Source organism: Micrococcales bacterium (assembly GCA_016703125.1).
In the GTDB taxonomy this organism is placed as follows: Bacteria; Actinomycetota; Actinomycetes; order S36-B12; family UBA10799; genus JADKAV01.
The window spans coordinates 1-25,189 of the sequence record JADJCR010000009.1; the positions used below are offsets into that span (position 1 = coordinate 1).

The window sequence follows — 25,189 nt, forward strand, 5'->3', positions numbered from 1 at the left end:
CGACTCGTTCTACCTGGCCCCTGACGTTCCGATGGACGGTGCTCTCGGAATTGGGGAGGCTGTCGCCCGGATGCTTGCCGACTGGGAGGAACAGGTCGCCGCGGAACGCATCGCACCGGAGACCCTCGACACCATACCGCGGTAGTTCGCACTCTCGTGGCGTACGCGACCGCGTGCCGCTGCGACTTGGTGTGTGACGTGTCCAGTGAGGTGCTGTGGCAGTGGGTGAACTCCCCAGCGACCGGCATCCGTGCAGCGCAGTATCCGTCGGAGAACATTCGCCGTCTGCGCCGCGCTGTCGCCGTCGCCGTGTACCGCACGTGGTTCCGGCTCGGGATCACTGAACGGAACTTGGGTGCGAGCCTGCCCAGCCTGCCCGGTGTGCAACGTGTCGTGTCCGCGTTCACCGCCGAGCAGATCCAGACCTCAAAGACGCCGCCGACGGAGAAACGGACGGCTCGGACTACGTCGTCGGGTATGCCAGGACACCCGTGTGCCTGGCGTTGACGCTGGTGGGTGCCCAGTCCGGCGAGGTTGGCGCCATCCGGGTACGGGACATCGACCAGATGGGCAAAGCGGTGTTCCTCCACGGCGGCGGCAGCCGCTACCAGCAGCGCTGGGTGCCGATTGATGACGACTGGGCGTGGCAGGTCATCCTTGACCGGCTCGCGTACCTGCACCGCCGCTACCCCGGGGATGGTGGTGCGCTGCTCGCCTACCTACCGAACGAACGCACCACGCCAACCGACGATTTCAAAGCCCGTTCGGCAGCAACGAGTATGAGCCTGACGAAACTCATCCGGCTCGCGGGAGTGCACACACCCGGCAAGACGCGAGTGGCGAGCATCAACGAGTACGTCGCCTCCCGTGTGTTCGCCGAAACCGGCAGGGTTGAGGCGGTCGCCGCACGCCTCGGCCTGGCCCGGCTGGACGTGGCCGCGCATCTCGTCGGATACGACTGGCGGGCCGCGTTCAACCCTGACCCCAGGGGGCGGTCGTGACCAGCACAACTCTGCTGCCCGAACAGACCGTCACATTGACCTGCGACGGCGAGGAGACCCGTCGGGTCGTGCAACGCGGCGCCCAGCGCAGCATCGTGACCAAACGCCCCGACGGAACGTACGGCACCAAACGACCCCGCACACGGGAGGAAAGCGAACGAATCTCGTACACCGAGCAAGGACGGAACATCCTCGCCTACCCAGGATTCTGGGAGATCGCCTACTCGCTGCCCGGCAACACTCGGCAGGTCGGCAAACGTGGCGCACCGGCGCACTACCCCGCGTGGGTCTACCTGTTCCTCGTCGCGATGACAAGCGTGTACGGCAGCCAGAACGCCGCAATCACCCACGTGTGCTCGGACAAGTACCTGTGGCGGATGTACCGCAAGTTCGCCCACAAACATCTGCCACCAGGTTTCGACCTGGCCTGCAAGCAGCCAACCACCGAAACGACACCACGTCACCTATTTCCTTGAACTGTGGCGCGGCGACGAATGGGAACCACATCCGGCAACAGGCCGCCGCAATCTTCCGGAAAGCCGCACTGGAACTCGCAGGCGACCTGGGGCACCTACCGACCAGGCGAGGCCACTCCTACTGACGGCCTTGCCCCAGCCAATGGGTCGCGTTTGACGGCACCGTCTACCCCGGGCCGACGAACAACCGGCCCGACAAAGGCAAACGCCACGACAGTGCCTCCGGCTGGCACAACAAATACGGCCAGGAAAAGACCCGCGTGTGGGGATCGAAAATCGTGTTCGCGTCACTGCGCTCAGAGGACTACCACGGACGCATCATCCTGGACTTCACACACGTCCTCGGCCCGAACGACATCACCGGCATCGGCGACGAGGGCAAAGCCATCGTCACCGTCGCCAAACGCATCCACGCCCAAGCACCCGGTATGCGAGGCGTCATCGTCGACGGTGTCCTCCGCGACATCCACATCGCTGACCTGTCAGCCGACAACCTCCACACCATCAACCAGCCAGCCGCCAAGACCAACAAGAACCGCAGGCAGAAAGGCACCCGCAACTCCTCACGAGTCGAGAAACGACACAAGGTCACAGTCCACCGGCACACCCGCACCACCGGGCGGCCCTGCGAACACCACATCTGGGCCATCGGAGGCCAGTTGCACGAACAAGTCCGCTCCGGCACCGACGGCAAACCCACCTGGGTGCCCCTCACCCACGACCGCGTGAGCAGCCGACCCAACGACGACGGCACCTGGCGGCACTACATCCACACCACCCTGCGCTGCCACAACCAGCCCGTCACCTTCAGCGTGCCGCTGCACCACCAGCCAGAGACCGGCCCACAGTTCAAACGCGGCGAGTACCTGCGCTACTACCCGCCCGGAACCTGGCAGTACGGTGTCCTCTATAGCCGCTGCAACGACGCCGAATCCCTGGACCCGGAGATGAAACGCGATATGCCACGACTCCCCGGATACGGCACCCCAACCCAAGAACTGTTCATCCTCGGCTACGCCATCCGGAACAACGCCGTCACCGCGCACCGGGCAAAGCACCCCGACCCGTGACCCCGTCCCGCCACCTCAGGCCGCCACTAGCCAGTGACCGGCCACATCGGCATACCCGAAACCCGGAATCCGGCAAGCAAACAGCATCCGCGAGACAACACGCGGCCCGAAACGGCCATCTCCGCCATCTCAACCTGACGGCCTGACCCCTCACCCACGCAGATACGATGAACCGGCAAGGTCGCAGGGATTTTCTTCACGATTCTCCCCGTGCCCCGCCCCTATAGCTCAATTGGCAGAGCTGCGGACTTTTAATCCGTAGGTTGTAGGTTCGAGTCCTACTGGGGGCACCGAACTCCCCGCGGGCCTGCCCGGATCCCGGACCGTCGGACAGCGCACCTCAGCCGACCACCGAGTGCGGATCGCCCACCCGCTTCGACTGGGCCGAGCCCCACTGCCGCAGGTACACCGAGAAGATCACCATGGACGTGACCGCCAGGAACTCCGACTGCCAGTTCTGCAGCGTGCGGTTCCAGAAGTCCGGCGCCATCAGATACGCGCCGAAGTCAAGGGGGTCCTGCAGTGACCGGAGCCGGTCGGCGTTGTGTGCCGTCCACCCGGTGACAGCCTGGACCGCCCAGGAGGCCACGAAGATCGCGGCCATGAGGATGCCCAGCGACCGGCCGTAGACGGCTGCGCGCCAGCCCCCGGCCCGGGCTGCCGGCGGGGCGTCGGGAGGCGCGTGCGGTCCCACCCGCTCCTCGGCGTCAGTCCCAGGTCCTTGCTCCCCCGGCGGGTCGGACTCGGGCGACCCGGCCTGCACGAGCCACACCGTGGCGGTGATGAACAACGCGAACTGCAGGAACTCCGACTGCCAGTTCTCTGCGACGTCGACGGCGAACTGGCTCGACGTCAGGTAGTCCCAGACCCCGGCAGGAACAAGGCCTTCAGCGGTGAGGGTGCGGTTGTGATCCGCCAGCCCTACGAACAGCTGGGAGCTCAGTGCCACCAGGGACAGCGCGAAGAAGACGAGGGTGAGTGAGTTGCGGCGCCAGAACCTGGTCATCGCTGCGTCACCCCCACGACGGCCATGGCCGCCAACCCGACCACGATGGTGGCCAGCACGATCCAGAAGAGGGCTCGCATCGGCCTCACCCCTTCACCGAGCAGCGGTACATGAGATCGCCGGAGGCGAGGGTGCAGTCCAGGGCAGTCACCCACCAGCGGCCGTCGGCCCACTGCAGGAACATCGCGTGCTGATCCTGGCGGACCTGGGCCTGGTCGGCGATCGTGCGGACGGCCGTGACTGAGCCGTTCGCGGCGGGGCTGTCCTGGATCATCGCGTCCGTGCACGTCTGCTCGCCGGCGACGTCTGCACGCACACCCGGCGACAGCAGTGCGCACAATGCGGCCCAATCACCGAGGGCCACGGCGCGATCGGCGGCCGCCGCGGTCCCGACCGGATCCGATCGGCCGGCGCCGCCGCAGGCGCTCGCGGTCACAGCGACCAGGATCACCAGCGGGACGAGGGCGCTGCCGCCGATCGGGGCCAGCCACCTGGCCACGGACTGTCGGCGCCGCAGCCCCTCATGCTGTGCTGGGATGTCGGCCACGATCACTCCCGAGGACTCAGAACACCGGTTTGCCGCCGGTGACGCCCAGGACGCTGCCAGAGATGTAGCTGGCCTCGTCGGAGGCGAAGAAGACGAAAGCGGGTGCAACCTCAGCAGGCTGCCCGGCGCGTCCCAGTGGTGTATCCGCACCGAAAGCCTCGACCTTCTCGGGCGGCTGGGTCGCGGGCTGCAGCGGCGTCCAGATCGGCCCGGGGGCGACCGCGTTGACCCGGATCCCCCGGGGTCCGAGCTCGGCAGCCAGGTTCACGGTGATGTTGTTGATGGCCGCCTTCGTGGCCGCGTAGTCCACCAGGGCAGGCGAGGGGTGGTAGGCCTGCACCGAACTGTTGTTGATGATCGCGGCACCGTCGCCGAGATGGTGGAGCGCGGCCTGTGTCAGCCAGAGAAGGGCGTAGAGGTTGGTGCGGAAGATCCGGTCCATGCGTTCGTCGGTGAGATCGACGATCCCCTCGCCGCGGGCCATCTGGAAGCCGGCGTTGTTCACCAGCACATCCAGGCCGCCCAGGCCCTCGACGGCACGTCGCACCGCGGACTCGCACGCCCGCCGGTCGCGCAGGTCGACCTCGATGGCCACCGCCGTGCGCCCGGCGTCCTCGATCAGTTCGACGGTGGTGGCAGCGTCCTCGGATTCGGCCGGCAAGTACGTGAAGGCAACGTCCGCACCCTCGCGGGCGAAGGCCATGGCTACGGCGCGACCGATCCCGGAATCCCCGCCGGTCACCAGCGCCCGCTTGGCCAGCAGTCGCTCGTGGCCCACGTACGACGTCTCGCCGTGGTCCGGGACCGGTGTCATCTCGTCCGTGCGTCCCGGTGGTTGTTGCTGCTGCGCGGGGAAGGCACTCGTGGCGTCGGTCATTCGGTGCGCTCCTTCCGGGTCGTGGCGGCGTCGTCCAACGGGTGGAGGGCGAGTGCTTCAACCGCAGGTCCCTGCAGTACCCGGCCCGTGGGATCGAAGCGCGAGCCATGGCACGGGCAGTCCCAACTGCGCTCGCCGGGGTTCCAGCGCACCGTGCATCCCAGATGGGTGCAGCGCGCTGACACCGAGTGCAGGTCACCGCTGTCGTCACGGTGCACGGCCACCTGGCTCAGCCCGTCGCGCACGATGGCCGATTCGCCCGGTGCCAGGTCGGCGATGGGTGATGCGTCCGTACTGACGATGCCGCCGAGCAGCCGTCCCGCGACGGCGGCTTGGTGCTTGACGAGGCGGCCGGCTGCCTGCAGGCCGGGGAGGCGCGGGCCCCAGTTCCCCCACGACGGGTCCGGTTCCCCCAGTACTCGCGCGGAGATCTGATGAGCTGCGATGGTCCCGTTCGTCAGTCCCCAGCCGGAGAAGCCCGCCGCGGCAAACACCGACGACCCAGGCGTCACGGGTCCGGCGATGGGCAGTGAGTCCGCGACGTTGAACGTGTCCTGGGCGGCCCAGTGCGCGATGACCCGAACCGGCCCGAACCGGTCCACCACCCACTGCTCGAGGGTGAGCCAGGGTTGCCTCGGTGACGTGCCAGTCGGATGGCCCTCGCCGACGATGACCATCTGGTCGGTCCCCACAGGCCGCGTCGAGCGCGACGTCGGCCCGACCAGATGGGTCATGGCGCTGGTGGCCCGGGGGCTGCTGACCAGCAGGGCGAAGTGCCGCTCAGCGGACAGCGTGGCGAACCAGCCTCCCCGCAGGGTTGGGGGGTAGTGCGTGGCCAGCACCAGGTGACCAGCGCGGACCTCGGAGTCGCCCGCCACGACTCGGACGGGCCCGCGCCAGCTGAACGACGTCATCGGGTGATGAGGCAGGTACAGCGCACCGTTCTGCTCGGCGGCCGAGATCACATCCCGCAGGTACTCGCCGGGATGCAGGCTCATCTGGTCCGGCACGCAGTACCCGGTCGCCGGCCAGGGCAGATCCGGGGGTGCGTCGGCCAGCGTGACGCCCGAGGCCCGCAGTAGCCGGGCGGTTTCGAGCACCTCCGCGATCGAATCGGCGTCCTCGCCGTAGACGAACTGGTCAGCGCGGGTCACCGCGTTCGCGCTCGTCGTCGCGACGAAGGCCATTGCCATCTGCGTAGCGCGCAGGTACTGCACCGCAGTCTCGTCCTTGTGGCGGGCCGCGATCCGGGCCGGGAGTGTGCCCTGGCCGACGGTGACCTTCGCGGTGGAGTGGACCGTGGTCGACTTCTGCAGAGGATCGCCGGCATCTACGAGAACCACCGACAGACCGCGACGCGCCAGTAGGAGCGCAGTCGTCGCGCCGAAGACTCCTGCGCCGGCGACCACGACGTCGCACCGGCCCGGCAGTTCGGGCTGCTGCGGTGCTGACACGTTCGCGGGCAGCGACCACGGGCTGCCTGCCTTACCGAGATCCACCCTGTCCTCCTCGGTGTTGCTGGCGCACCCCACGTGCCCGCAGACGACCTCCCATACCTGCGGGCGCGACCGTGTCGGGTGGTGGGTGTCGCGCTGGGGCACCGCTACCGCCGGACGGTGCGACGGATCAGGCGCGAGGAGTTGCCCGCCCGGTCCAGCGCGGCGGCCCGGACGCGGTGGTTGCCGCGTCTGACCTGGAGGCGCACCCGCTTCACCGTGACGCCCTTCGCGCGGTACTGCCGGGTCTTCTTGTCGACTTTGACGACGACCCGGTCGAGCCCCTTGGCGTCCCGGGCGGTCACGAGAACCCTGCCCTTCGAACGCACACGCACCTTCACGCGTGGGCGCTTCGTGTCGCCCAGCAACACCTTCTGAGTCGCGCGGAGCACCTTGGCCGTCGGCTCCTTCGGCCAGATGGCATCGGGGAGAGACACGCCGGCGGCATCGCCGACCTGACCGCCGTCGAAGACGATGTGGTCCCAGTCGTTCCACGGGGACAACGTGGTCTTCGCGCCGTCGTTGTTCAGGTCCACACTCACGGTTTCGCCTGCTGTTCCGTCGCAGTCGAGGTCGAGGGCTCCCGACACCGATCCCGTGGTCCAGTCGGAGGGGCAACGCCAGGTGGTCGTGTAGCGGGTGAGCAGCGAGCCGACACCGCCGAACCCGGCGACCTCAGTCAGCGACGTCTCGTCGAGGCTGGGCAGGGTCTGGGAGCCGCCGGGGAACAGGGAGTAGTCGAACACCCCGGCCTGTCCGTCGCGGACCAGTCCCGCCAGTTGGAAGGCGTAGTTCATCACGGACAGGTAGTTGGGCTTGCGGTTGGTGTCGTCCCCACCGCCGTGGTGCAGTCCGAGGTTGTGGCCCAGTTCGTGCATGAAGGTGCCTGCTTGTTCGGCCGTCGTGCCGGAGCAGTCGAGCCCCTGGGTGCAGAACGCGCCCAGCGACACGACCAGATCGCTGGCGGGGATCCCGCGCGAGATGCCGCTGGAGGTCGTGCCGTTGTACGAATGGGCCGACACCACCCAGTGGAAGATGGGCCTGCGGGCCGCTGCGAACAGACTCGACTTGCCCGAGTCCACCCCGCGCCAGACAGCCAGGTTGTTGGCATGTCGCAACTCGTCGGAGCCTGATCGCGCGCCCCACGTACGGGTGCCCGTCATCGGCGAGTCACTGCCGTTGTCGACGTGCAGGGTGATGCCTGAGGTCCGGTTCGGATTGGGCACCGGTGCCGCCGCGAACGCATCGACGACCTGTGCGATGGCCGCATTGTCCAGGTGGTGATTGGTCATCCAGTCGATCTCGACGAAGACGTCCTTGCGGTACGGGTTCGCGCCCATGGCCGGCAGGTCCACATCGATCGAACCGTCGTCATGGTGGTCGTATCCGAGGACCTCCCAGCGGTCGGGAAGGGCATCGCCGTCAGTGTCGACGGTGGCGTCGGCGGACACGAACCGCAGGACCGATTCGGCGAGGTTGTCGGCGACGTACACCTCGCCGAAGCGGTCGACGGCCACACCCGTGGGCCCCTGCAGCCGACCCTGGCCGAAACTCGTCCGGTAGTCCCCGCCCGCGGAGAAGACCTGCACGTCGTCACGGTCCGTGTCAGCCACGAACACCGTGCCGTCCGGACCCACGGCGATCGCGCTGGGTGACAGGAACTGACCCGGACCGGATCCCTGCTCGCCCCACCACGTCACGAGTTGGCCGGTGGGGGTGAAACGCTGAACGCGGTGGGCATCCTGCTCGACGACGTAGACCGTGCTGTCCGGTGCGACCGCGATCCCGGTGAGCCAGTCGAACTGACCGGTCCAGCTCGACAGGAAGCCGCCGTCGCGGGTGAAACGCTGGATGCGGCCGTTGTTGAAGTCGGCGACGTAGACCGTGCCGTCCGGCGCCGTGGCGATGTCGGCGGCGTACTCGAATTGGCCGTCCGCCGTGCCCTCCGTTCCCCACGCCCCGCCCAGGACGCCTTCGGGGGTGAACCACTGGATGCGGTGGTTGCGCACATCAGCGACGTAGACCCGGGAATCCCATCCCACCGCCACGTCCTGCGGAGTGTTGAACTCACCGGGTTCGCTGCTGCCGCCGGGACCCGGGTTGCCCCACATGAGGCGGAAGGTGCCCTGCGGGCTGAAGTTCTGGACGCGCTGGTTGCCGGTCTCCACCGTGTAGACGCTGCCGTTGTTCGAGGTCTCCACCTCGTGGATCGCGTTGAACTCGCCCTCCCCTGAGCCCAGGGACCCCCATGAGAGAACGAAGTCGTAGCCCGCCGACTGCGCCGCGGAGGGCAGGGCGTACATGCCGATGGTTGCTATCGCTCCTGCCGCGCCGGCTGCCACGATTCGTCGCATCAGAGCCACCTCCCCGGTGGGGGCACCCCTGCTTCAAGTATGGGCGTGTCGTGGACCGCATGCGGTGTTCACGCTCGCGGCAAGGGCGGTGGAGATTCGGATACCGGTTAGCGGAATGCACCTTCCGTATCGCTTTTACATCTGTCCGTTTCTCCAACGCCTGGCAGACCGGGCCGCACCGTCAACGAAACTGGCGACCGACTGCTCCCTGGCTCAACCGGGACCACTGCTCGTGGGCGTTGACTGGCGGACTGAAGTGCGACTGCGGCACGGAACGGGGCCGGTCGTCGGCGAGCACGCGGAAGAGCACCAGCAGGTAGAGGCCGAGGAAGGTGAGAGCGATGAATGTCATGCCCCCAATGTGGCGCTGCTGCCGAAGATCCTCGAGTGGCATTATTGACATGCTCCCGCAATATACTGCCACAATGGGTCCGTGAAGAACGTTGCGTGCTTGGTCCTGCCCGGAGTCGCACCTTTCGAACTTGGGGTGATCTGCGACATCTTCGGCGGGGACCGTTCGGACATGGGAGTGCCCCGGTTGAACTTCACGCTGGTCACCCCGCAACCGGGCCTGGTGCCGACCACCCTTGGCTTCCCGGTCGGGGTGGCTGACGGGCTCGATGCCGCATCCGACGCCGACCTCGTCTGCGTGGCGCCCGGCCTGTGCGAGAACATCCCGGAACCGGCGCTGGAGTTGCTGCGGTCGACCGTGGCCAAGGGCGCCCGGGTCATGTCGGTGTGTTCCGGGGCGTTCGTGCTCGGGGAAGCGGGACTGCTCGACGGGCGCAACTGCACCACCCACTGGCTGCACGCCGATGAACTCGCACAGCGTTTCCCGTCGGCCCGCGTCGATCCGATGGTGCTCTACGTCGAGGACGGGCCGGTGCTCACCAGCGCCGGCGCCGCGGCCGGACTCGACCTGTCGTTGCACATCCTGCGCCAGGAATTCGGCGATGCGGTGGCCGGTGTTGTCGCGCGGCGCATGGTCGTGCCTCCGCACCGGGACGGCGGGCAGGCGCAGTACATCGAGGATCCCCTGCCGGAACCCCCGGCCAATCTGGCGCCGCTGCTGGACTGGCTGCGGGCGAACCTCGCCGACGAGATCACCGTGGCGGACATGGCCCACCGGATGTGGATGTCCCCGCGCACGTTCGCCCGCAGGTTCGCGGCGGAGACCGGAACCACCCCCTACAAGTGGCTGCTGCACCAGCGGGTGGCTGCTTCGGCCGGCCTGCTGGAGACCACGGACCTGCCGCTTGATGAGGTGGCGCGCCTGACCGGGCTCGGGGATGCGACCATGCTGCGTCACCACTTCAAGGTGCTGCGGGGCACCACCCCGTCGGCTTATCGGCGCGACTTTGCGGGCTTCCGGACCTCTGCCTGAGGGCTGTCGGCCTGGAGTGCGCGTTGTCCAACCTCCCGGCCCCCGTCATCCCAGCAGGGTCTGCCCCACGTACTCGCCCGGGGCGAACCCCGGCGGCACCGCGAACATCGCTGACCCGATGGGGGTGGTCCAGATGTTCAGCACGTCGAGTTGCGCCAGGCGGCGTTGGATGGGCACGAACTGGGCCTGCGGGTCGGCCGCATACGCCGTGAAGATCAGGCCGGCGTCTTGTGGCCCGTCGTCGTAGTTGTAGGGCCGCCGCAGGATGCGTTCCTGCGGCTGGTGGGCGTGTGCGAGCCGGATGTGCGCCGTGTCACCGATGACGGGGAATCCGTGCGCGTCAGTGGCCTCGAAGTCGGGGGCGGTGAACTCCGAACCCCCGGTCAGGGGCGCACCATCCGCCAGTCGCCGGCCGATCGCCTCCTCCTTGGCCATCTGGTCCATCCCGCCCCAGGTCGTGAGATCCATCTGGATGCGCCGGACGACCGCAGCGGTGCCACCCCGCAGCCAGTCGGGTGTGGCGTCCGGGGGCAACCACACCACCGTGTCGAAATCGGCGGTGCCGGCCTCCGGATTGATGGTCCCGTCGACCTGGCCCATCAGGTTGCGTCCGGTCATGCCGGCGGGCGCGGTGTTCGCAGGACGGTGGAAACCCGCCTGCGACCAGCGCGCGGCGGCGAAGGGACGGGCGTCGGTCAGCAGCACCCGCACCGCGTGCGACACCGTCACGGGGTCCTCGGCGGCGACGTGCAGCAACAGATCGCCGCCGCTCCACCGCTGCTGAAGCCGGTCGATGGAGAAGTCCGGCAGTCCCCTGCGCAACCAGGCCGGCGCCTGGTCGGCAGATCCCGCCGCTCGCAACAACCCCATGCCGAATCCAACGGTGATGGTCAGCCGGGCCGGGACCTGGGCCAGTTCCGGTTGCGGGTCGGCCAGGGCGGGGCGCCCCTGTGTCAGCCGGATGATGTCATCGGTGAGCAGTTTCATGAGGCGGATGAGGGCCGCCCGGTCGACGTCGCCGCCGACGTCGAGGGCGACGAAGGTCGCATGGGCCTGCAGCGGTGTGGCGACGCCCGCCTGATGGGGCCCGTGGCAGTCCTCGACGGCTGACCCCAGGTGTGTTGTACCGGTGTCCGCAGGGGGTGGTGACGCCACCGCGTACCCCGTCGCAGCGCCCACCGCCAAGCCGCCCGCGCCGAGCGCCAGGCCGCCGAGCAGCCCCCGACGGCTCAACCCGCGGGGCTGCTCGGCGCCGGTGCTCATCTGCTGGTCAGCTTCCGGAAGGGGAGGCTTCCATCGAGCCCTCTTCCATCGGCACGTAAGGTTCGGCGCCGCCCTCGAACGGCTTCGCGACGCTGATCCAGGTCACCGAGCCGCCGCTGTCGCAGACCGCGGTGATCTCAACCTCGTCGCCGGCCTTGATCGGTGCTGGCAGATCCATCAGCATCAGGTGGTCGGCGCCAGGCTTCAACTCGGCCGAACTGCCGGCCGGCACGACCAGTCCGCCCTCCTTGGGCCGCATGACCATCGCGCCATCCTGGTCCACGACTTCGTGGACCTCCATCTTCCCCGCGGAGGGGCTGGAGGCGGACGTGATCGTGATTTCCGCGTCGGTCGCGTTCTCGATGACGCCGAACGCCGCGGTCATGTCCTCGTCCTGCGCCTTCACCCAGGGGTCGGTCACGGTCAGCGCGCACTCGGTGGCCGGGCTCGCGGTGCCGCCGGCGGTGTCGTCCGACGAGCAGGCGGTCAGCCCGCCGAGCGCCAGCAGAGAAACACCGAGGACGGCTATGGACCGCTTGTGAGTGGGCATTGGGATCCTCCCTTATCCGCAGCTTTACCCCCATGGGGTACCACTGAGAGACTATGCCGGGGTGTTCCAGCGGCCCCGCTCAGGCAGGCCTAACTCGACCGTTGGGGTCGCGAGTCGGGAACCCAGGAAGCCGCATCCCGCATGGTCGGCGGCTCACCCCGTCGTTCACGTGCAGCACCCCGAACGTGAACGCGGCCGCTGAGACCTCTCGCGGGCAACCACCGTCACTTCAGCCTACGTCGAGTGGGCTGCGCGAACGTCGCTCGGAGGATTCGGTGACTGTCCGTCGCCGCCGGACGAGTCGCCTCCGGCCCGGCACCCGGCTACCAGCCGACGAACGCCTCGGTGAGCACCCGCCCGCGGTTGTCCCGGGGCGGCTCGGCACCGAGCACGCGCAGGACGGTGGGGGCGACATCGACGTTCTCCGCCTGCCCCGGGTTCGCAGCGGTGTCATCGAAGCGTTGGCCCGGCTGTCCGATGATCGTGCCGTTGTTCGCCAGGCCGCTCCAGCCGCCGGTGAATGCGAAGAAGGTGTCGGTGGTGTACGGGCTTCCGTGGCCCCCGGTGGTGGGGTTCACCGGGTCGTTGAACGCGCCGTTGGGCAACTGGGTGACGACCAGATCGCCGGTGCGCTCCCCGTTGAGGTGCCAGTCGGGGTGGACCGCATCCAGGGTGTAGGTGTCTCCGCCGTCGAGCGGGTTCGGCTCGCGGTAGAGCGCCTCGTCGATGCCGGACGTCGTTCCACCGGACAGGGCGGCTGCCCGCATCTGCTGGAGCAGCGCGAAGCGGTCCGGTGCCGTGCGGTCGGTCAGGTACACCAGATCGGTGCCACCGTTCTGCACGACGAGGAAGCGCTCCTTCGGGATGCCGGCGGCCACGAACAGCTCGGTCAGTGACGTCTTCCGGGGCGTGGTGGCCATGGAGTGGTCGGAGAGGATCAGCATGACGGTCCGGGACCACAGCCCCAGCTTCTTCTGCTGCCGCACGAAGCGCTTCAGTTGGCCATCCGCCTCCGCGATCGCCTTGCGGTAGCGCTTGCCGGTGCCGTACGAGTGGCCGCTGGAGTCGATCGTCGGCAGGTTGACGAACGTTAGGTTGGGGCGCTTGCGCTTGCCGCTCTCGGTCTTCACGCCCTTGCGCACCGTCGCGAGCACTGCATCCATGGTGTCCTCGTCGGTGGCGTACCCGAATGAGGTGGTGGGGACCTTGCGGCAGTAGTCGGGCTTGGAGGTGGTGCACGGGGTCCACAAGTAGTCCGCGGCGTACTTCTTCTTCGAGCGCTTCGCGGAGAACAGCGTGGCCAGTTTGGGCTTGCCGAAGATCCCCGCGGACGTGATGCGGTCGCGCACACCGGAGAGCGCGGTCGACTGGAAGAAGGTCTGCGCCGTGACGCACGCGGGAGCCAGGCCGGTCTTGGTCGGACCGCTGCCGGTGGTGACCAGCGGGCAGCCGCTGGCCTTGGACGCGCCGTTGCCGTACATCGCGAAGTCGTTGGCCGGGATGCCCGAGGTGTCGCCGTAGGCGCCGGTGATCATCGCAGTGTGGTTGGGGTTGGTCTCCGCGACCATGATCGACCGGGACTCCTGGTAGTACGTGCCACGCTTGTCGATCAGGCTCTTGGCGAAGGGCAGGCGCCCGCTGTCGTACTGATCGCCGTCGAGGCCGTCAAGCACGAAGATGTAGACCAGCGGCGTGGCCTTGCTCTTCACAGCGGCCCGGGCGGACAGGCCGCTGGCGGGGCTGGTCGCCATCACGGGAGCGGCCGTCGAGGCGACCATGACGCCAGCGGCGAGGATCGGAAGGGTGCGTAATCTCACCCACCGACGGTAACAAGGTTCGAGTCGCTTCCGGCGGGAAGTGGCCAGACGTGGGAGACGCGCGCCCAGGCCCGCCGGCTGCCGGTCAGTGCCGGCACAAGCAGAAGGGGTGGCCCGCAGGATCGGCGTAGACGCGGAACCCCTCCTCGTCGACTGCCTTCAGGAGCCGGGCACCCAGCCGTAACACCTCGGCTTCGGCGGGGTCGATGTCGGCGACCCACAGATCGACGTGGATCTGTTGGGGGTTACCGTCGGGCCAATCGGGCGGGATGTGACCCGGTGCGAGTTGCACGGCCATCCGGGTCTGTCCGTCGACCCGGATGCTGTGCCAGTCGTCCGTCGGGTCGACGGTGCCGCCGAGCACGGCCGCCCAGAATGCACTCTCGGTGGCAATGTCCGCTGCGTCGAACACGATGACGGTGTGCTGGATCTCCACTGGCGAGTCCTCAATTCTTCTGGGCGAGCCACGGCTTGACCTGGAAGCCGCCGTAGATCGCCGATCCGAACCACATGAGCAGAGCCAGGAAACCCATGATCGAACTGACGAATTCGGTCTCGATGAGCACAACCACCAGGACGGTCAGCGCTCCCCACGCGAGCGCTCCGAGTGCCCAGCGGCGCTGCCTGTACATGAACGCGCTGACCAGCGGCATGACCCAGCCCGCCAGACCGACCGTCGCCAGCGGGATGCCCACCCACAGGGCCGCGCCCAGCAGGATCCGCCAGCCCGGCTGGGGCTGCGGACCGGCATGCCACACCCAGGCGGGGCGGGCCACACGGTCGGCATCGCATACCAGCGACGGCCCGGCCTCGGTGATGGCCAGGGAGTGTTCCAGCAGTGCGTGGTGGCAGAAACGGCACGGTCCGGTACGGAGGTCCCGCAGCATGGTGGCGATCCACGCCGCGCTCCCGGGGGGCATGGGCACGTCCGCCGGGTACGCGTAGCCGGCACCGTAGACAGCGGCCTGCTCATCGGGTGTGAGTGCACCCATCTGGGTGACCACCTCGCTCACCAACTGGTCACCAGGGTCCCCGTTCACAGCCACGATCTGGTCCCTTCCGGACTGCAGATGACAACCACCCGAGTCAGGCTACGCCCGCGAGCGTCGCGTTGTTGCGCAAGCGACCACGGGGGCTGAACCGCGCCGGTTGCGCGGGGGCACCCTGCGGTGGGCATCAGACAGTGAGCTCCCCAAGCCCGGCCCATCACCGCTCCGGCAGGTGTATACCTGAGATATGGGTGGGTTTTCTGAACTCCCCGCCATCCGCAAGGACCCAGCGGATCTCTCCGTCGCACCGAATCTCGCCGATTACGACAAAACCCGAGCCGGGTTCACGTGGGCGGCGGCGGAGGAGTGGCTCGACGGACTGCCGGATGGCGGATTCAACATCGCGTATGAGGCCGTGGACCGGCATGTCGCTGCTGGCCGGGGGGCGCATGTCGCGCTGCGCTGCCTCGACACCGCGGGCACCGTCACCGACGTGACGTATGAGCAGTTGCAGGCGCAGACCAACCGGTTCGCGAATGCGCTGCGGTCGTTGGGCGTGGAACCCGGGCAGCGGGTGTTCAGTCTGGTCGGCAGGGTGCCGGCCCTCTACACGGCGGTGATCGGCACGTGGAAGGCGCGCAGCGTCTTCGCGCCGCTGTTCAGCGCTTTCGGCCCGGAGCCGGTGAAGCAGCGGGTGGTCATCGGGGGCGGCGTGGCGATGGTGACCACTACGGCGCTCTACCGCAAGAAGATCGCGCCGGTGCGAGACGAGATGCCGACGCTGCGACACATCATCGTGCTCGACGACGGCGATGCTGCCGACATCCCCGGGGCGGTCCGGTTCGCCGATCTCATGGCCGGGCGGTCCGAGCAGTTCCCGATCGAGCCCACCGGCCGTGAGGAGATGGCACTGCTGCACTTCACCAGTGGCACCACCGGCACGCCCAAGGCCGCCGTGCACGTGCACTCCGCGGTGATCGGCCACTACGCGACGGGGCACTTCGCGCTCGACCTGCAGTCCGAGGACATCTACTGGTGCACCGCCGACCCGGGGTGGGTGACCGGCACGAGCTACGGGATCATCTCCCCCCTCACCCACGGCCTGACGATGATCGTCGACGAGGGTGAGTTCGACGCGCGCCGCTGGTACGCCACGTTGAGTCAGCAGCACGTGAGCGTCTGGTACACCGCCCCCACCGCGATCCGCATGCTGATGCGCGCGGGGCCTGACGTGGCCGGGGAGTACGACTTGTCGTCGGTGCGGTTCGTGGCCAGCGTGGGTGAGCCGTTGAACCCGGAGGCGGTGGTCTGGGGCCGTGAGGTGCTGGGCATGACGATCCACGACAACTGGTGGCAGACCGAGACGGGCGGCATCATGATCGCCAACTACGCCAGTTGCGACGTGTATCCCGGTTCCATGGGCAGGCCGATGCCCGGCATCACGGCGGGGATCCTGCAGCGCGGTGGGGAGGGGCGCGCGGCCCCCGGACCGGATGGCCATGCGGTCGAACTCGCAGCGGGCGAGGTCGGCGAACTCGCGTTGCGGACCGGCTGGCCGTCGATGTTCCGCGGTTACCTCGACGAGGAGCACCGGTACCACAAGTGCTTCCTCGACGGCTGGTACCTCACCGGCGACCTCGCCCAGCGCGACGACAACGGGTACTTCTGGTTCGTGGGGCGGGCCGACGACGTCATCAAGACCGCCGGCCACCTGATCGGACCGTTCGAGGTGGAGAGCGTGCTGATGGAGCATCCGGCGGTGGCGGAAGCGGGCGTCATCGGCGTCCCGGACCCGATGATGGGGGAGCGCATCAAGGCTTTCGTCGCGCTGAAACCGGGGACCACCCAGGACCCCGCCGTGATCCGCCGGGAACTCACCGCCCACGCCCGTCGCCGGCTCGGACCCGCGGTGGCGCCGCGCGAAATCGCGTTCGCCGACACGCTGCCCCACACGCGCAGCGGCAAGATCATGCGCCGGCTGCTGCGGGCGCGCGAATTGGGCCTGCCGGAAGGCGACCTGTCCACGCTGGAGGGAGGGGGGCGATGAGCGACATCGACCGGGCGCTGCTGAGGGACATGCTGCGGGTGCGCCGCTTCGAGGAGCGGTGCGTCGAGTTGTACAGCGCCACGAAGATCCGCGGCTTCCTGCATGTGTACATCGGGGAGGAGGCCGTAGCTACCGGCGTGATGTCGGCCCTCACCGCCGAAGACGCGGTGGTCGCCACGTACCGCGAGCACGGTCACGCCCTGCTGCGCGGAATGAGTGCACGACTGGTGATGGCCGAGATGTACGGCAAGGTCACCGGGTGCAGCCGCGGTCGCGGGGGTTCCATGCACTTGTTCGACAAGGACCTGCGGTTCTACGGCGGGAATGCCATCGTTGGCGGCGGACTGCCGACGGCGGTGGGCCTGGCCCTGGCCGATCACCTGCGCAAGCGCGACACCGTGACCGTGTGCTTCTTCGGGGAGGGGGCGATGGCCGAGGGCGAGTTCCACGAGTCCATGAACCTCGCCGAGTTGTGGCACCTGCCCGTGCTGTTCGTGTGTGAGAACAACCTCTACGCGATGGGCACCGCGCTGAAGCGCTCGGAATCCGAGATCAACCTGCCCATGAAGGCGGCGTCCTACGAGATGCCTGCATGGAGCGTCGACGGCATGGATGTGCGCGCGGTGGCCGAGACCGCCCGGCGAGCCGTGGACTCGATCCGGGCCGGGGGCGGCCCGCACTTCCTGGAGGCGCGGACCTACCGCTTCCGCGCACATTCGATGTTCGACCCGGAGCGCTACCGGGACAAAGCCGAGGTGAAGTTGTGGCGCGAGCGCGATCCGGTCGACCTGTTCACCGCCGTCCTGCGCGACGAGGGCGTGCTGGACGACGCGACGCTGCAGGTGATGGAGGCCGAGATCGCCGCGGAGATCGAGGACGCCGTGCAGTTCGCCGAACAGTCGCCCGACGAGGAGATCGGCGACCTGCTGCGCTTCGTCTACAGCCCCACCAGCACCGCTGCGGGGAGGCCGTCATGAGCACCATCACCTACCGCGAGGCCGTGCGCGAGGGCATCCGGAGCGCGCTGCGCGACGACGACCGGGTGTTCATCATGGGTGAGGACATCGGCGAGTACGGCGGCTGTTACGCCGTCACCATGGGCCTGCTCGAGGAGTTCGGCCCCGATCGCGTCCGGGACACGCCGCTGTCCGAGTCGGCCTTCGTCGGTGCCGGCATCGGGGCGGCGCTCGGCGGGATGCGGCCCATCGTCGAGATCATGACCGTCAACTTCAGCCTGCTCGCCCTCGACCAGATCGTGAACACGGCTGCGGCTCTGCTGCACATGTCCGGCGGGCAGTTCAACGTCCCGCTGGTCATTCGTATGACGACCGGCGCCGGCCGGCAGCTGGCCGCCCAGCACTCGCACTCCTTCGACGGCTGGTACGCGCACATCCCGGGCATCCGGGTGGTTGCCCCGGCGACAGTGACCGACGCGCGCTGGATGATGCCGGCGGCACTTGCCGATCCCGACCCGGTGCTCATCTTCGAGCACGGCGGGCTCTACAACGCCTCCGGCGAGTTGCCCGACGATTCGGGCCCGGTCGACTTGGACCGCGCCGCTGTCCGGCGCACCGGCACTGACCTCAGCCTGATCACCTACGGCGGGACGTTGTCGACGACCTTGGCCGCGGCCGAGGTGCTGGCGGAGGACGGCGTGCAGGCCGAGGTCATCGATCTGCGCACCCTGCGGCCGTTGGACGACGAGACGTTCCTGGACTCGGTGAGCCGCACCCACCGCGCCGTCGTCGTCGACGAGGGGTGGCGCAGCGGCAGTATCTCCGCCGAGGTGTCCGCGCGCATCATGGAGCAGGTCTTCTACGAACTCGACGCGCCTGTCGGCAGGGTGGCCAGCGAGGAGGTGCCCATCCCCTACGCCCGGCACCTGGAGCAGGCTGCGATCCCCGGTGTCGAGGACATCTGCACCGCGGCGCGGGCGGCGATGCGCGGGGAGGCCTGATCGCGATGGGCGAGTTCACGATGCCGTCACTCGGCGCGGACATGGACGAGGGCACATTGCTGGAGTGGCTGGTGAAGCCCGGCGACGCGGTGCACAAGGGTGACGTCATCGCGGTGGTCGACACCGCCAAGTCGGCGATCGACGTGGAGGTCTTCGAGGACGGCGTGGTGGCGCAGTTGCTGGTCGAGCCGGGAACTGTGGTGCCGGTGGGCACACCGATGGCACGTATCGAGTCGGCGGGGGGGACCGCGCCGGTCGTTCCGCCGGTCGTTGCGGATGTGCCTGCCGAACCCGTCACCGCACTCGCCCCACCCATCCGGCATCTGCTGCACCAGTACGGCCTGGATCCCGCGGACGTTCATGGCACGGGCAAGAACGGGCAGATCACGCGCAAGGACGTGCTGGCCGCGGCCGGGGAGTCGTCTGCGGGCGGACCGGCGCCGATCGTGCCCGAGACGCCGCTGCCCGCCACCCCGGCTCCCGCCCCCTCGAGCCGCCCCCGGGTCACCCCACGGGCCCGTCGCCTGGCACGGCAGCGCGGGATCGACGTGGCGGCACTTACCGCGACGAACGACATCGTGACCGGCGCGGCGGTCGAGTCCGCGCCGAAACGCGCACCGGTCGACCGGACGGCCGCCATGCGAGCGGCCACGGCGGAACTCATGGCCAGGGCAGCGCGGGAGATCCCGCACTACTACGTGGTCAGCACCATCGACATGACCGGTGCCCTGGACTGGCTGCGCGAGCGCAACGCCGCCGTGAAGCCCCGCGACCGGGTGTTGCCGGCGGTCCTGTTCCTGCGCGCTGCGGTGGTGTCCGCGACGAAGGTGCCTGACCTCAACGGGCACTGGGACGACCACTTCCACCCGGCGCCAGGGGTGGACCTCGGAGTGGCCGTGGCGACGCGGTCCGGAGGTCTGGTGACCCCGCGGATCGTCGGGGCTCAGGACCTGGACCTCACTGCCCTGATGGGGCAGTTGTCCGACCTCGTGAAGCGGGCCAAAGCGGGGCGCTTGAAGGCCTCGGAACTGCAGCCCGGCAGCATCACCGTGAGCAGCCTCGCCGACGGGGGACCGGACGCGCTGTACGGCGTCATCTACCCGCCGCAGGTGGCGCTGCTCGGCATCGGCAGCGTGGCGCCGCGTCCCTGGGTCGTCGATGGTGAGGCAGTTGTGCGCAGTACGGCCACCGTCACCCTGGCCGCCGACCACCGCGCCACCGACGGCCGCACCGGTGCCCGCTTCCTCGACGAATTCGCACACGCCGTGACCCACCCGGAGGAGTTATGAACGAGACCGCAGCACGTGACGTGGTGATCGCCGCGCTCACCGACGTCGCCCCCGAGATCGACACCGACACGCTGGACCCGGACATGAGTCTGCGCAACGGTGCCGACCTCGACTCCATGGATTTCCTGGCGTACGTGTCGGGCGTGTCCGAGGCGATCGACGCGGACATCCCGGAGGACGACTACCCGAAGCTGGACACGGTCAACGCCGCTGTCGCTTATGTAGCGTCGCGCTGATCCGTGGCCACGACAAAGGCCACCGCGTAGTCGCCGTCGTGCGACAGGGACAGATGCCAACGCGTGAGATCCCCCGCGGCGGTTTGCGCGGCACCGGACAGTGACAGCACCGGCGCTCCGCTGGCGGCACGCGTGACCTCGATGTCGGTCAGTGGCACCTCGCCGATCCCGACCCCGAGGGCCTTGAGCACGGCCTCCTTGGCGGCCCAGCGCCCGGCCAACCGCTGCGCCTGCCCGGCGCACAACTCGATCTCCGCAGGGGTGAAGCAGCGATGCAGGAAAGCCTCCCCGCGATCGTGGAACCGGGAGACGCGGACGAGGTCCGTCCCGACGGCCAGCATCAGCCCGACACGGCCGCCAGCGCGCGCTCGAGGCGTGCGCGCAACTCGTCGGCCAGTGGTGCCAGTTCGGGTTCCCCGGTGGCCTCGACGAGCACCTGCGGGTCTACGGTCTCGACAGTGACGCCGTCGTCACCGCCGCGCACGACCACGTTGCACGGGACCAAGGTCGCGATGACCGGATTGATGCCCATGGCGGTGTGCGCGAAGGTCGGGTTACACGCGCCCAGGATCATCAGCGGCGGGTAGTCCTCGTTCAGTTTGGCCTTCATGGTCGCTTGCATGTCGATCTCGGTGAGCACGCCGAAGCCTTCGGCGGCCAGCGCGGCTTTGGTGGCGCTCAGGGCTTCGTCGAACGGGAGGTCGACGGTGACGTGCGGTCCAGAAGTCATGGCTTCACGGTACCCGCCCGGTGGGATACGTTCGGCGCGTGTGGCGTGCCGGTGTGATCGCGGTGCTGCTCGCCGCCTGCGCCGGCCCAACCGCCGATCCGTTGTCGGTCAGCCTGTACCAGACCCGCAGCGACACTCCTCTGGACAAGGTCGAGATCCAGGTCACGAACACCGGGCCGGAGAAGATCACCGTGCAACGGGCGGAACTCCGGTCGCCGCGGCTGTCGGGCAGCGCTGCGTGGGAGGAGGGCGTCGAGGTCGCTCCCGGGGCAGCGGTCGATCTGAAGGTCGCGCTGCCGGCGCCGCGCTGCGACGTCGATGCGGGTGCCACTGATGACGTCGTGCTCACTGTGGACGGCCGTACGGTCACCCTCGCCGCGCCGGACCGGCTCGGTCAGGTGGGTGCCTACGTGCGCCAGCGCTGCTTCGAGCAGGCCGTGGCGCAGGCGGCTGTGATCCGGGTGGACGCGGTGACGCGCCGGGGGATCAGCGTGGTCGTTGATGCCGGTGACGCGCGGGTCGGAGCCTTGGGCACCACGATTCTGTTCGCGCCCGTGGATCGCCTGGCTCTTGCCTCCCGACCGGGGGACGCCGGAGTCCGCGAGGTGGCGCTGGCCCCGAACCGGTGCGACGCTCATGCCCTCGGGGAGGACAAGCAGGGAACGTACTTTGGGGTGGAAGTGACCCTTGCCGACGGCCGGTCGGGGACGTTCACATTCGGGGTCGACACGGTGCAGCGTGCCCAGTTGTACCGGTTGTACGCGCGGGACTGCGGACTCTCGTGATCGAGGTGGAGTTCGGCCAGCCCCGCGACGTGTCCGCGATGCTCGGGGTGCTGCACCGCGGGGGCGGGGATCCGGCCTTTCAGCGACTGCGCGACGAGGTCTGGATCGCGGGGCTGGGGGCCGAGGGTCCGGTGACGTGGCGGCTGGCGCCGGTGCCAGGCGGGGTTGTGGTGCGGGCCGCGGGACCCGGCGCGCGATGGGCGGCCGACCATGTGGACCACCTGCTCGGCAGACATGACGACGCATCCGGCTTCGAGCCGGTGCATCCGCTGCTGGTGCGGCAATGGCGCCGGTACCGGGCCACACTGCGCGTTCCGCGCAGTCTGCTCACGTGGCAGACCATGCTGGCCGCGGTGCTCGAACAGCGAGTGACGGGGGTGGAAGCGCGGGGGGCGTGGCGGGCCCTGGTCACCGAGCACGGGACTCCCGCTCCGGGGCCGGCGCCCGAGGGTCTGCGGGTCCCCCCGGGGCCGGAAGCCGTTCTCCGTGTGCCGTCGTGGGACTGGCGGCGGTACGGCGTGGACCGGCAGCGGGTGGCCGCGGTGCGGGAGGTGGCGCGGTCGGCGCATCTGCTGGCCCGGGCCGAGACGCTGCCTCCCGCGCAGGGACGCGACCTGCTCACGGCCATCCCCGGGGTCGGTGCCTGGACGGCCGCCGAGGTCAGCGCGCGGGCGTTCGGGGATGCCGATGCGGTGAGTGTGGGGGACTACCACCTCGGCCGCAATGTGACCTATGCGCTGACCGGGCGCACCGACGGCAGCGATGCCGACATGCTGGACCTGCTGGCGCCCTACGTCGGGCACCGGCAGCGCGCCGTGCGCTTGATCGAACTCGCCGGGGTGCTCGTGCCGCGTCGGGGCCCGCGCATGAGGATGCCGGGACCCACTCGCGGTCGCTAGCCTGGGCCGGTGCGCACACATCCGTCCCCCAGTGGCCCCGAGCGCGACCTGCTCGACGACTTCCTCGACTTCCACCGGGAGACCTTGCTCGAGAAGTGCATGGACCTGTCGCCGGAACAACTCGGCCTGCGATCGGCCGCACCGTCGCAGTTGTCGCTGCACGGACTCGTGCGCCACCTGGCCCGGATCGAGCGCTGGTGGTTCCGGATCTGCATGTGCGACATGTCCCTGCCGGGACTGTTCGTCTCGCGGGAGCACCCGGATGGGGACTTCGAGGAGATCGACCCAGCGCGGTGGGCCGACGATCTGCAGGTCTATCGCGGTGAGGTGGCCGCGGCGCGCGACGCGGTTCTGACCTTGTCGCTGGACGACGAGGCCGCCCGGGGGCCACACGGCACAGTCACCCTCCGGTGGATCTACCTGCACATGATCGCCGAGTACGCCCGGCACAACGGGCACGCAGATCTGCTGCGCGAACGCATCGATGGTCGCACCGGTTTGTGACGGGGCGCCAAGTGCCGGGCTCCACGCGCCGGGCTCCACGCGCCGGGCTCCAGCGCAAGGCGGGAGTGATGCGGATGGGTGGGAGTGGTTCTGCGCGGTTGGATCGCTCCCGGGTGTCCGGTTCGCTCCCGGGTAGCGGTTTCTCTCCCCGGTGGGGGGCGTTGCTGGCGGCGCCGGGCTCCAGCGCAAGGCGGGAGTGATGCGGATGGGTGGGAGTGGTTCTGCGCGGTTGGATCGCTCCCGGGTGTCCGGATGGCTCCCGGGTAGCGGTGGCGGTGGCGAGGGCGCGGCGGTGCGGCACCCATGTGACGCGGGTCACCGGATCCCGCTCTCCCCGGCGGGAAGCAATTGCCAGCCGGTGCGGTTGACGCTGAGGTTGAACCAGCGTCAGGAGCCCCATGTCAGAGGAAGTGTCCGAGAAAACAGTCACACCGGTGTCGGACCCCAACCGATTCAAGGCGCTGTTCGTCATCGCCATCGCGCAACTGATGATCGTGCTCGACGCCTCGATCGTGAACCTCGCCATCCCCAGCGCCCAGGCTGATCTGGGCATCGCACCGCAGGACATCCAGTGGGTGGTCACCGCGTACACGCTGGCCTTCGGCGGCTTCTTGCTGCTCGGCGGGCGTATCGCGGACTTCACCGGACGAAAGCGCACCTTCACCATCGGCCTGCTCGGTTTCGCCTTGGCCAGCCTGCTCGGCGGACTGGCGACGAACTCGGGGCAGTTGTTCGCCGCGCGCGGGTTGCAGGGAGCGTTCGCCGCGCTGCTGGCGCCGTCGGCCCTGGCCTTGATCACGGTGACGTTCCACGACCCGAAGGAGCGCGCGAAGGCCTTCGGGGTGTTCGGTGCCATCTCCGGCGGTGGGGCGGCGATCGGCCTACTGCTCGGCGGGGTGCTCACCGAGTACCTGTCCTGGCGCTGGTGCCTGGTGGTCAACACACCCATCGCGATCATCGCCGCGCTGCTCGCGGTGCGGTTCGTGCGCGAGTCGAAGGCGCACGGCGACACTTCCTACGACATCCCCGGCGCGATCACGGTGACCGGTGGCCTGCTGGCCTTGGTCTACGCGTTCACGCAGGCGGCACCCGCGGGCTACGAGGACTCCGCGCACTGGACCGACCCGACGACGCTGGCGTGGTTCGGCCTGGCGGTGGTCCTGCTGACAGCGTTCTTCGTCATCGAGAGCCGGTCGTCGCACCCGCTGCTGCCGCTACGGGTCATCCGCGACTCCAACCGGGCCGGCGCGTACATCTCCACGCTCATGGTCGGCGCCGGGATGTTCGCCATGTTCTTGTTCCTCGGGATCTTCCTGCAGACGATCCTCGGGTACTCCCCGGTGCGCGCCGGACTGGCCTTCCTGCCGTTCAGCGTGGGGATCATCCTCGGTGCCGGGGTGGCGTCGAACCTGCTGCCCAGGTCGGGCCGCGGCCGATGATGCTCCCCGGCCTGATCGCCGGGGCGGCCGGGATGCTGTGGCTGGCGCAGTTGCAGCCCGACTCGGCCTACCTCACCCACGTGCTGCCGGCCATGGTCGTGATGAGCCTGGGCATGTCCTTCGTGTTCATCCCGACCGCCACCGTGGCGCTGCACGCGGTCGACCACCACGATGCCGGAGTGGCGAGCGCGATGATCAACACCAGCCAGCAAGTAGGCGGGTCGTTGGGGACCGCGCTGATGAACACCGTCGCGGTGACCGCCACCTCGGCCTACCTGGCCGCCAACGCCGCGCAGGGTCAGATGGCCATGCCAGCGGCGCTGACCGAGGGCTTCACCCAGGGGTTCTACGTCGGCGCGGCCCTGCTGCTCACCGCTGCCGTGGTGGTCTTCTTCATGATCCGAGTCGGGGCTGATGCCGCCGCGGAGGAGGACGAGGCGCCGGTCCACGTCGGCTGAGCGGACGCGGCAGAC

26 protein-coding genes, 1 tRNA gene and 1 pseudogene are annotated in these 25,189 nt (G+C 68.9%); 15 read left to right on the forward strand and 13 right to left on the reverse strand.

Annotated elements, in window-relative coordinates:
• Positions 1 to 198: 198 nt before the first annotated feature.
• The 5 genes from IPG68_13560 to IPG68_13580 all read left to right on the forward strand — a co-directional run bounded on the left by IPG68_13560 (position 199) and on the right by IPG68_13580 (position 2,837).
• Positions 199 to 507, forward strand: coding sequence for a hypothetical protein (locus IPG68_13560; GenBank protein MBK6764229.1), 309 nt, complete (start codon positions 199 to 201; stop codon positions 505 to 507).
• On the forward strand, positions 492 to 1,001 hold the full coding sequence (locus tag IPG68_13565; protein ID MBK6764230.1) for a site-specific integrase: 510 nt from the start codon (positions 492 to 494) through the stop codon (positions 999 to 1,001). Before IPG68_13560 ends, IPG68_13565 begins: the two co-directional genes overlap by 16 nt.
• Positions 998 to 1,477, forward strand: coding sequence for a hypothetical protein (locus tag IPG68_13570; protein ID MBK6764231.1), 480 nt, complete (start codon positions 998 to 1,000; stop codon positions 1,475 to 1,477). Before IPG68_13565 ends, IPG68_13570 begins: the two co-directional genes overlap by 4 nt.
• Positions 1,478 to 1,737: 260 nt before the next feature.
• Positions 1,738 to 2,547 (forward strand): hypothetical protein, encoded by an 810-nt coding sequence (locus IPG68_13575; protein MBK6764232.1) that lies wholly within the window; start codon positions 1,738 to 1,740, stop codon positions 2,545 to 2,547.
• 217 nt (positions 2,548 to 2,764) lie between these two features.
• A tRNA-Lys gene (locus IPG68_13580) sits at positions 2,765 to 2,837 on the forward strand.
• Positions 2,838 to 2,887: 50 nt separating this feature from the next.
• On the opposite strand, the gene IPG68_13585 is transcribed toward IPG68_13580, so the two are convergent.
• The 6 genes from IPG68_13585 to IPG68_13610 all read right to left on the reverse strand — a co-directional run bounded on the left by IPG68_13585 (position 2,888) and on the right by IPG68_13610 (position 9,179).
• On the reverse strand, positions 2,888 to 3,553 hold the full coding sequence (locus tag IPG68_13585; GenBank protein MBK6764233.1) for a hypothetical protein: 666 nt from the start codon (positions 3,551 to 3,553) through the stop codon (positions 2,888 to 2,890).
• Positions 3,554 to 3,638: 85 nt separating this feature from the next.
• Positions 3,639 to 4,100: a hypothetical protein gene (locus IPG68_13590; GenBank protein ID MBK6764234.1), complete on the reverse strand. Its 462-nt coding sequence runs from the start codon at positions 4,098 to 4,100 to the stop codon at positions 3,639 to 3,641.
• A gap of 16 nt (positions 4,101 to 4,116) precedes the next feature.
• Positions 4,117 to 4,977, reverse strand: a complete 861-nt coding sequence (locus tag IPG68_13595) for a glucose 1-dehydrogenase (GenBank protein MBK6764235.1) — start codon at positions 4,975 to 4,977, stop codon at positions 4,117 to 4,119.
• Positions 4,974 to 6,476: an FAD-dependent oxidoreductase gene (locus IPG68_13600; GenBank protein MBK6764236.1), complete on the reverse strand. Its 1,503-nt coding sequence runs from the start codon at positions 6,474 to 6,476 to the stop codon at positions 4,974 to 4,976. Before IPG68_13600 ends, IPG68_13595 begins: the two co-directional genes overlap by 4 nt.
• A 104-nt stretch (positions 6,477 to 6,580) precedes the next feature.
• Positions 6,581 to 8,827 carry a hypothetical protein gene (locus tag IPG68_13605; protein ID MBK6764237.1) on the reverse strand — a complete coding sequence of 749 codons (2,247 nt, stop codon included), beginning with the start codon at positions 8,825 to 8,827 and terminating at the stop codon, positions 6,581 to 6,583.
• Between the two features lie 181 nt (positions 8,828 to 9,008).
• Positions 9,009 to 9,179 (reverse strand): hypothetical protein, encoded by a 171-nt coding sequence (locus tag IPG68_13610; protein MBK6764238.1) that lies wholly within the window; start codon positions 9,177 to 9,179, stop codon positions 9,009 to 9,011.
• An 81-nt stretch (positions 9,180 to 9,260) separates the two neighbouring features.
• Between IPG68_13610 and IPG68_13615 the strand changes: the two genes are divergently transcribed.
• Positions 9,261 to 10,211 carry a helix-turn-helix domain-containing protein gene (locus IPG68_13615; protein MBK6764239.1) on the forward strand — a complete coding sequence of 317 codons (951 nt, stop codon included), beginning with the start codon at positions 9,261 to 9,263 and terminating at the stop codon, positions 10,209 to 10,211.
• A gap of 45 nt (positions 10,212 to 10,256) precedes the next feature.
• Here the strand turns inward: IPG68_13615 and IPG68_13620 are convergent, their stop codons facing one another.
• The 5 genes from IPG68_13620 to IPG68_13640 form a co-directional block, all read right to left on the reverse strand.
• Positions 10,257 to 11,474: a Dyp-type peroxidase gene (locus IPG68_13620; GenBank protein MBK6764240.1), complete on the reverse strand. Its 1,218-nt coding sequence runs from the start codon at positions 11,472 to 11,474 to the stop codon at positions 10,257 to 10,259.
• Positions 11,475 to 11,481: 7 nt separating this feature from the next.
• Entirely contained in the window at positions 11,482 to 12,024 is a 543-nt protein-coding gene (locus IPG68_13625; protein ID MBK6764241.1) for a copper chaperone PCu(A)C, read from the reverse strand.
• A 323-nt stretch (positions 12,025 to 12,347) separates the two neighbouring features.
• On the reverse strand, positions 12,348 to 13,841 hold the full coding sequence (locus IPG68_13630) for an alkaline phosphatase family protein (protein MBK6764242.1): 1,494 nt from the start codon (positions 13,839 to 13,841) through the stop codon (positions 12,348 to 12,350).
• Between the two features lie 85 nt (positions 13,842 to 13,926).
• Entirely contained in the window at positions 13,927 to 14,277 is a 351-nt protein-coding gene (locus IPG68_13635) for a VOC family protein (protein ID MBK6764243.1), read from the reverse strand.
• 10 nt (positions 14,278 to 14,287) lie between these two features.
• Complete coding sequence (locus IPG68_13640) at positions 14,288 to 14,887, reverse strand: hypothetical protein (GenBank protein MBK6764244.1); 600 nt, start codon at positions 14,885 to 14,887, stop codon at positions 14,288 to 14,290.
• Between the two features lie 190 nt (positions 14,888 to 15,077).
• Here IPG68_13640 and acsA point away from each other — a divergent pair, with 190 nt between their 5' ends.
• Genes acsA through IPG68_13665 form a run of 5 tightly spaced genes read left to right on the forward strand, consistent with a single transcriptional unit; the run spans position 15,078 to position 20,359 of the window.
• Positions 15,078 to 16,877: an acetate--CoA ligase gene (acsA, locus tag IPG68_13645; GenBank protein ID MBK6764245.1), complete on the forward strand. Its 1,800-nt coding sequence runs from the start codon at positions 15,078 to 15,080 to the stop codon at positions 16,875 to 16,877.
• Complete coding sequence (gene pdhA / locus IPG68_13650; GenBank protein ID MBK6764246.1) at positions 16,874 to 17,854, forward strand: pyruvate dehydrogenase (acetyl-transferring) E1 component subunit alpha; 981 nt, start codon at positions 16,874 to 16,876, stop codon at positions 17,852 to 17,854. Before acsA ends, pdhA begins: the two co-directional genes overlap by 4 nt.
• Positions 17,851 to 18,834, forward strand: a complete 984-nt coding sequence (locus IPG68_13655) for an alpha-ketoacid dehydrogenase subunit beta (protein MBK6764247.1) — start codon at positions 17,851 to 17,853, stop codon at positions 18,832 to 18,834. Before pdhA ends, IPG68_13655 begins: the two co-directional genes overlap by 4 nt.
• Positions 18,835 to 18,839: 5 nt before the next feature.
• A complete protein-coding gene (locus tag IPG68_13660; GenBank protein MBK6764248.1) occupies positions 18,840 to 20,123 on the forward strand; it encodes a 2-oxo acid dehydrogenase subunit E2 in 1,284 nt (427 codons plus the stop codon).
• Positions 20,120 to 20,359: an acyl carrier protein gene (locus tag IPG68_13665; GenBank protein MBK6764249.1), complete on the forward strand. Its 240-nt coding sequence runs from the start codon at positions 20,120 to 20,122 to the stop codon at positions 20,357 to 20,359. Before IPG68_13660 ends, IPG68_13665 begins: the two co-directional genes overlap by 4 nt.
• On the opposite strand, the gene acpS is transcribed toward IPG68_13665, so the two are convergent.
• Entirely contained in the window at positions 20,341 to 20,700 is a 360-nt protein-coding gene (acpS, locus tag IPG68_13670; protein ID MBK6764250.1) for a holo-ACP synthase, read from the reverse strand. The two genes, IPG68_13665 and acpS, sit on opposite strands and share 19 nt — an antisense overlap.
• Positions 20,700 to 21,089, reverse strand: a complete 390-nt coding sequence (locus IPG68_13675; protein MBK6764251.1) for a DUF302 domain-containing protein — start codon at positions 21,087 to 21,089, stop codon at positions 20,700 to 20,702. The genes acpS and IPG68_13675 overlap by 1 nt, the downstream gene beginning before the upstream one ends.
• Positions 21,090 to 21,127: 38 nt before the next feature.
• Here IPG68_13675 and IPG68_13680 point away from each other — a divergent pair, with 38 nt between their 5' ends.
• The 4 genes and pseudogenes from IPG68_13680 (at position 21,128) to IPG68_13695 (ending at position 25,174) form a co-directional block, all read left to right on the forward strand.
• On the forward strand, positions 21,128 to 21,874 hold the full coding sequence (locus IPG68_13680; GenBank protein ID MBK6764252.1) for a hypothetical protein: 747 nt from the start codon (positions 21,128 to 21,130) through the stop codon (positions 21,872 to 21,874).
• Positions 21,859 to 22,773, forward strand: coding sequence for a DNA-3-methyladenine glycosylase 2 family protein (locus tag IPG68_13685; GenBank protein MBK6764253.1), 915 nt, complete (start codon positions 21,859 to 21,861; stop codon positions 22,771 to 22,773). The genes IPG68_13680 and IPG68_13685 overlap by 16 nt, the downstream gene beginning before the upstream one ends.
• 9 nt (positions 22,774 to 22,782) lie before the next feature.
• The gene (locus IPG68_13690) at positions 22,783 to 23,277 is read left to right on the forward strand and encodes a DinB family protein (protein MBK6764254.1); all 495 of its coding nucleotides are present in this window, start codon (positions 22,783 to 22,785) and stop codon (positions 23,275 to 23,277) included.
• A gap of 398 nt (positions 23,278 to 23,675) precedes the next feature.
• Positions 23,676 to 25,174, forward strand: a pseudogene (locus IPG68_13695) (MFS transporter).
• Positions 25,175 to 25,189: the final 15 nt, after the last annotated feature.

What these genes read in the sequence shown, in the direction of transcription:
- IPG68_13625 (MBK6764241.1), bottom strand. Translation starts at nt 12,024, where the DNA reads ATGCCCACTCACAAGCGGTCCATAGCCGTCCTCGGTGTTTCTCTGCTG.
- IPG68_13675 (MBK6764251.1), bottom strand. Translation starts at nt 21,089, where the DNA reads ATGACTTCTGGACCGCACGTCACCGTCGACCTCCCGTTCGACGAAGCC.
- IPG68_13595 (MBK6764235.1), bottom strand. Translation starts at nt 4,977, where the DNA reads ATGACCGACGCCACGAGTGCCTTCCCCGCGCAGCAGCAACAACCACCG.
- IPG68_13610 (MBK6764238.1), bottom strand. Translation starts at nt 9,179, where the DNA reads ATGACATTCATCGCTCTCACCTTCCTCGGCCTCTACCTGCTGGTGCTC.
- acpS (MBK6764250.1), bottom strand. Translation starts at nt 20,700, where the DNA reads ATGCTGGCCGTCGGGACGGACCTCGTCCGCGTCTCCCGGTTCCACGAT.
- IPG68_13605 (MBK6764237.1), bottom strand. Translation starts at nt 8,827, where the DNA reads ATGCGACGAATCGTGGCAGCCGGCGCGGCAGGAGCGATAGCAACCATC.
- IPG68_13620 (MBK6764240.1), bottom strand. Translation starts at nt 11,474, where the DNA reads ATGAGCACCGGCGCCGAGCAGCCCCGCGGGTTGAGCCGTCGGGGGCTG.
- pdhA (MBK6764246.1), top strand. Translation starts at nt 16,874, where the DNA reads ATGAGCGACATCGACCGGGCGCTGCTGAGGGACATGCTGCGGGTGCGC.
- IPG68_13585 (MBK6764233.1), bottom strand. Translation starts at nt 3,553, where the DNA reads ATGACCAGGTTCTGGCGCCGCAACTCACTCACCCTCGTCTTCTTCGCG.
- IPG68_13655 (MBK6764247.1), top strand. Translation starts at nt 17,851, where the DNA reads ATGAGCACCATCACCTACCGCGAGGCCGTGCGCGAGGGCATCCGGAGC.
- acsA (MBK6764245.1), top strand. Translation starts at nt 15,078, where the DNA reads ATGGGTGGGTTTTCTGAACTCCCCGCCATCCGCAAGGACCCAGCGGAT.
- IPG68_13665 (MBK6764249.1), top strand. Translation starts at nt 20,120, where the DNA reads ATGAACGAGACCGCAGCACGTGACGTGGTGATCGCCGCGCTCACCGAC.
- IPG68_13660 (MBK6764248.1), top strand. Translation starts at nt 18,840, where the DNA reads ATGGGCGAGTTCACGATGCCGTCACTCGGCGCGGACATGGACGAGGGC.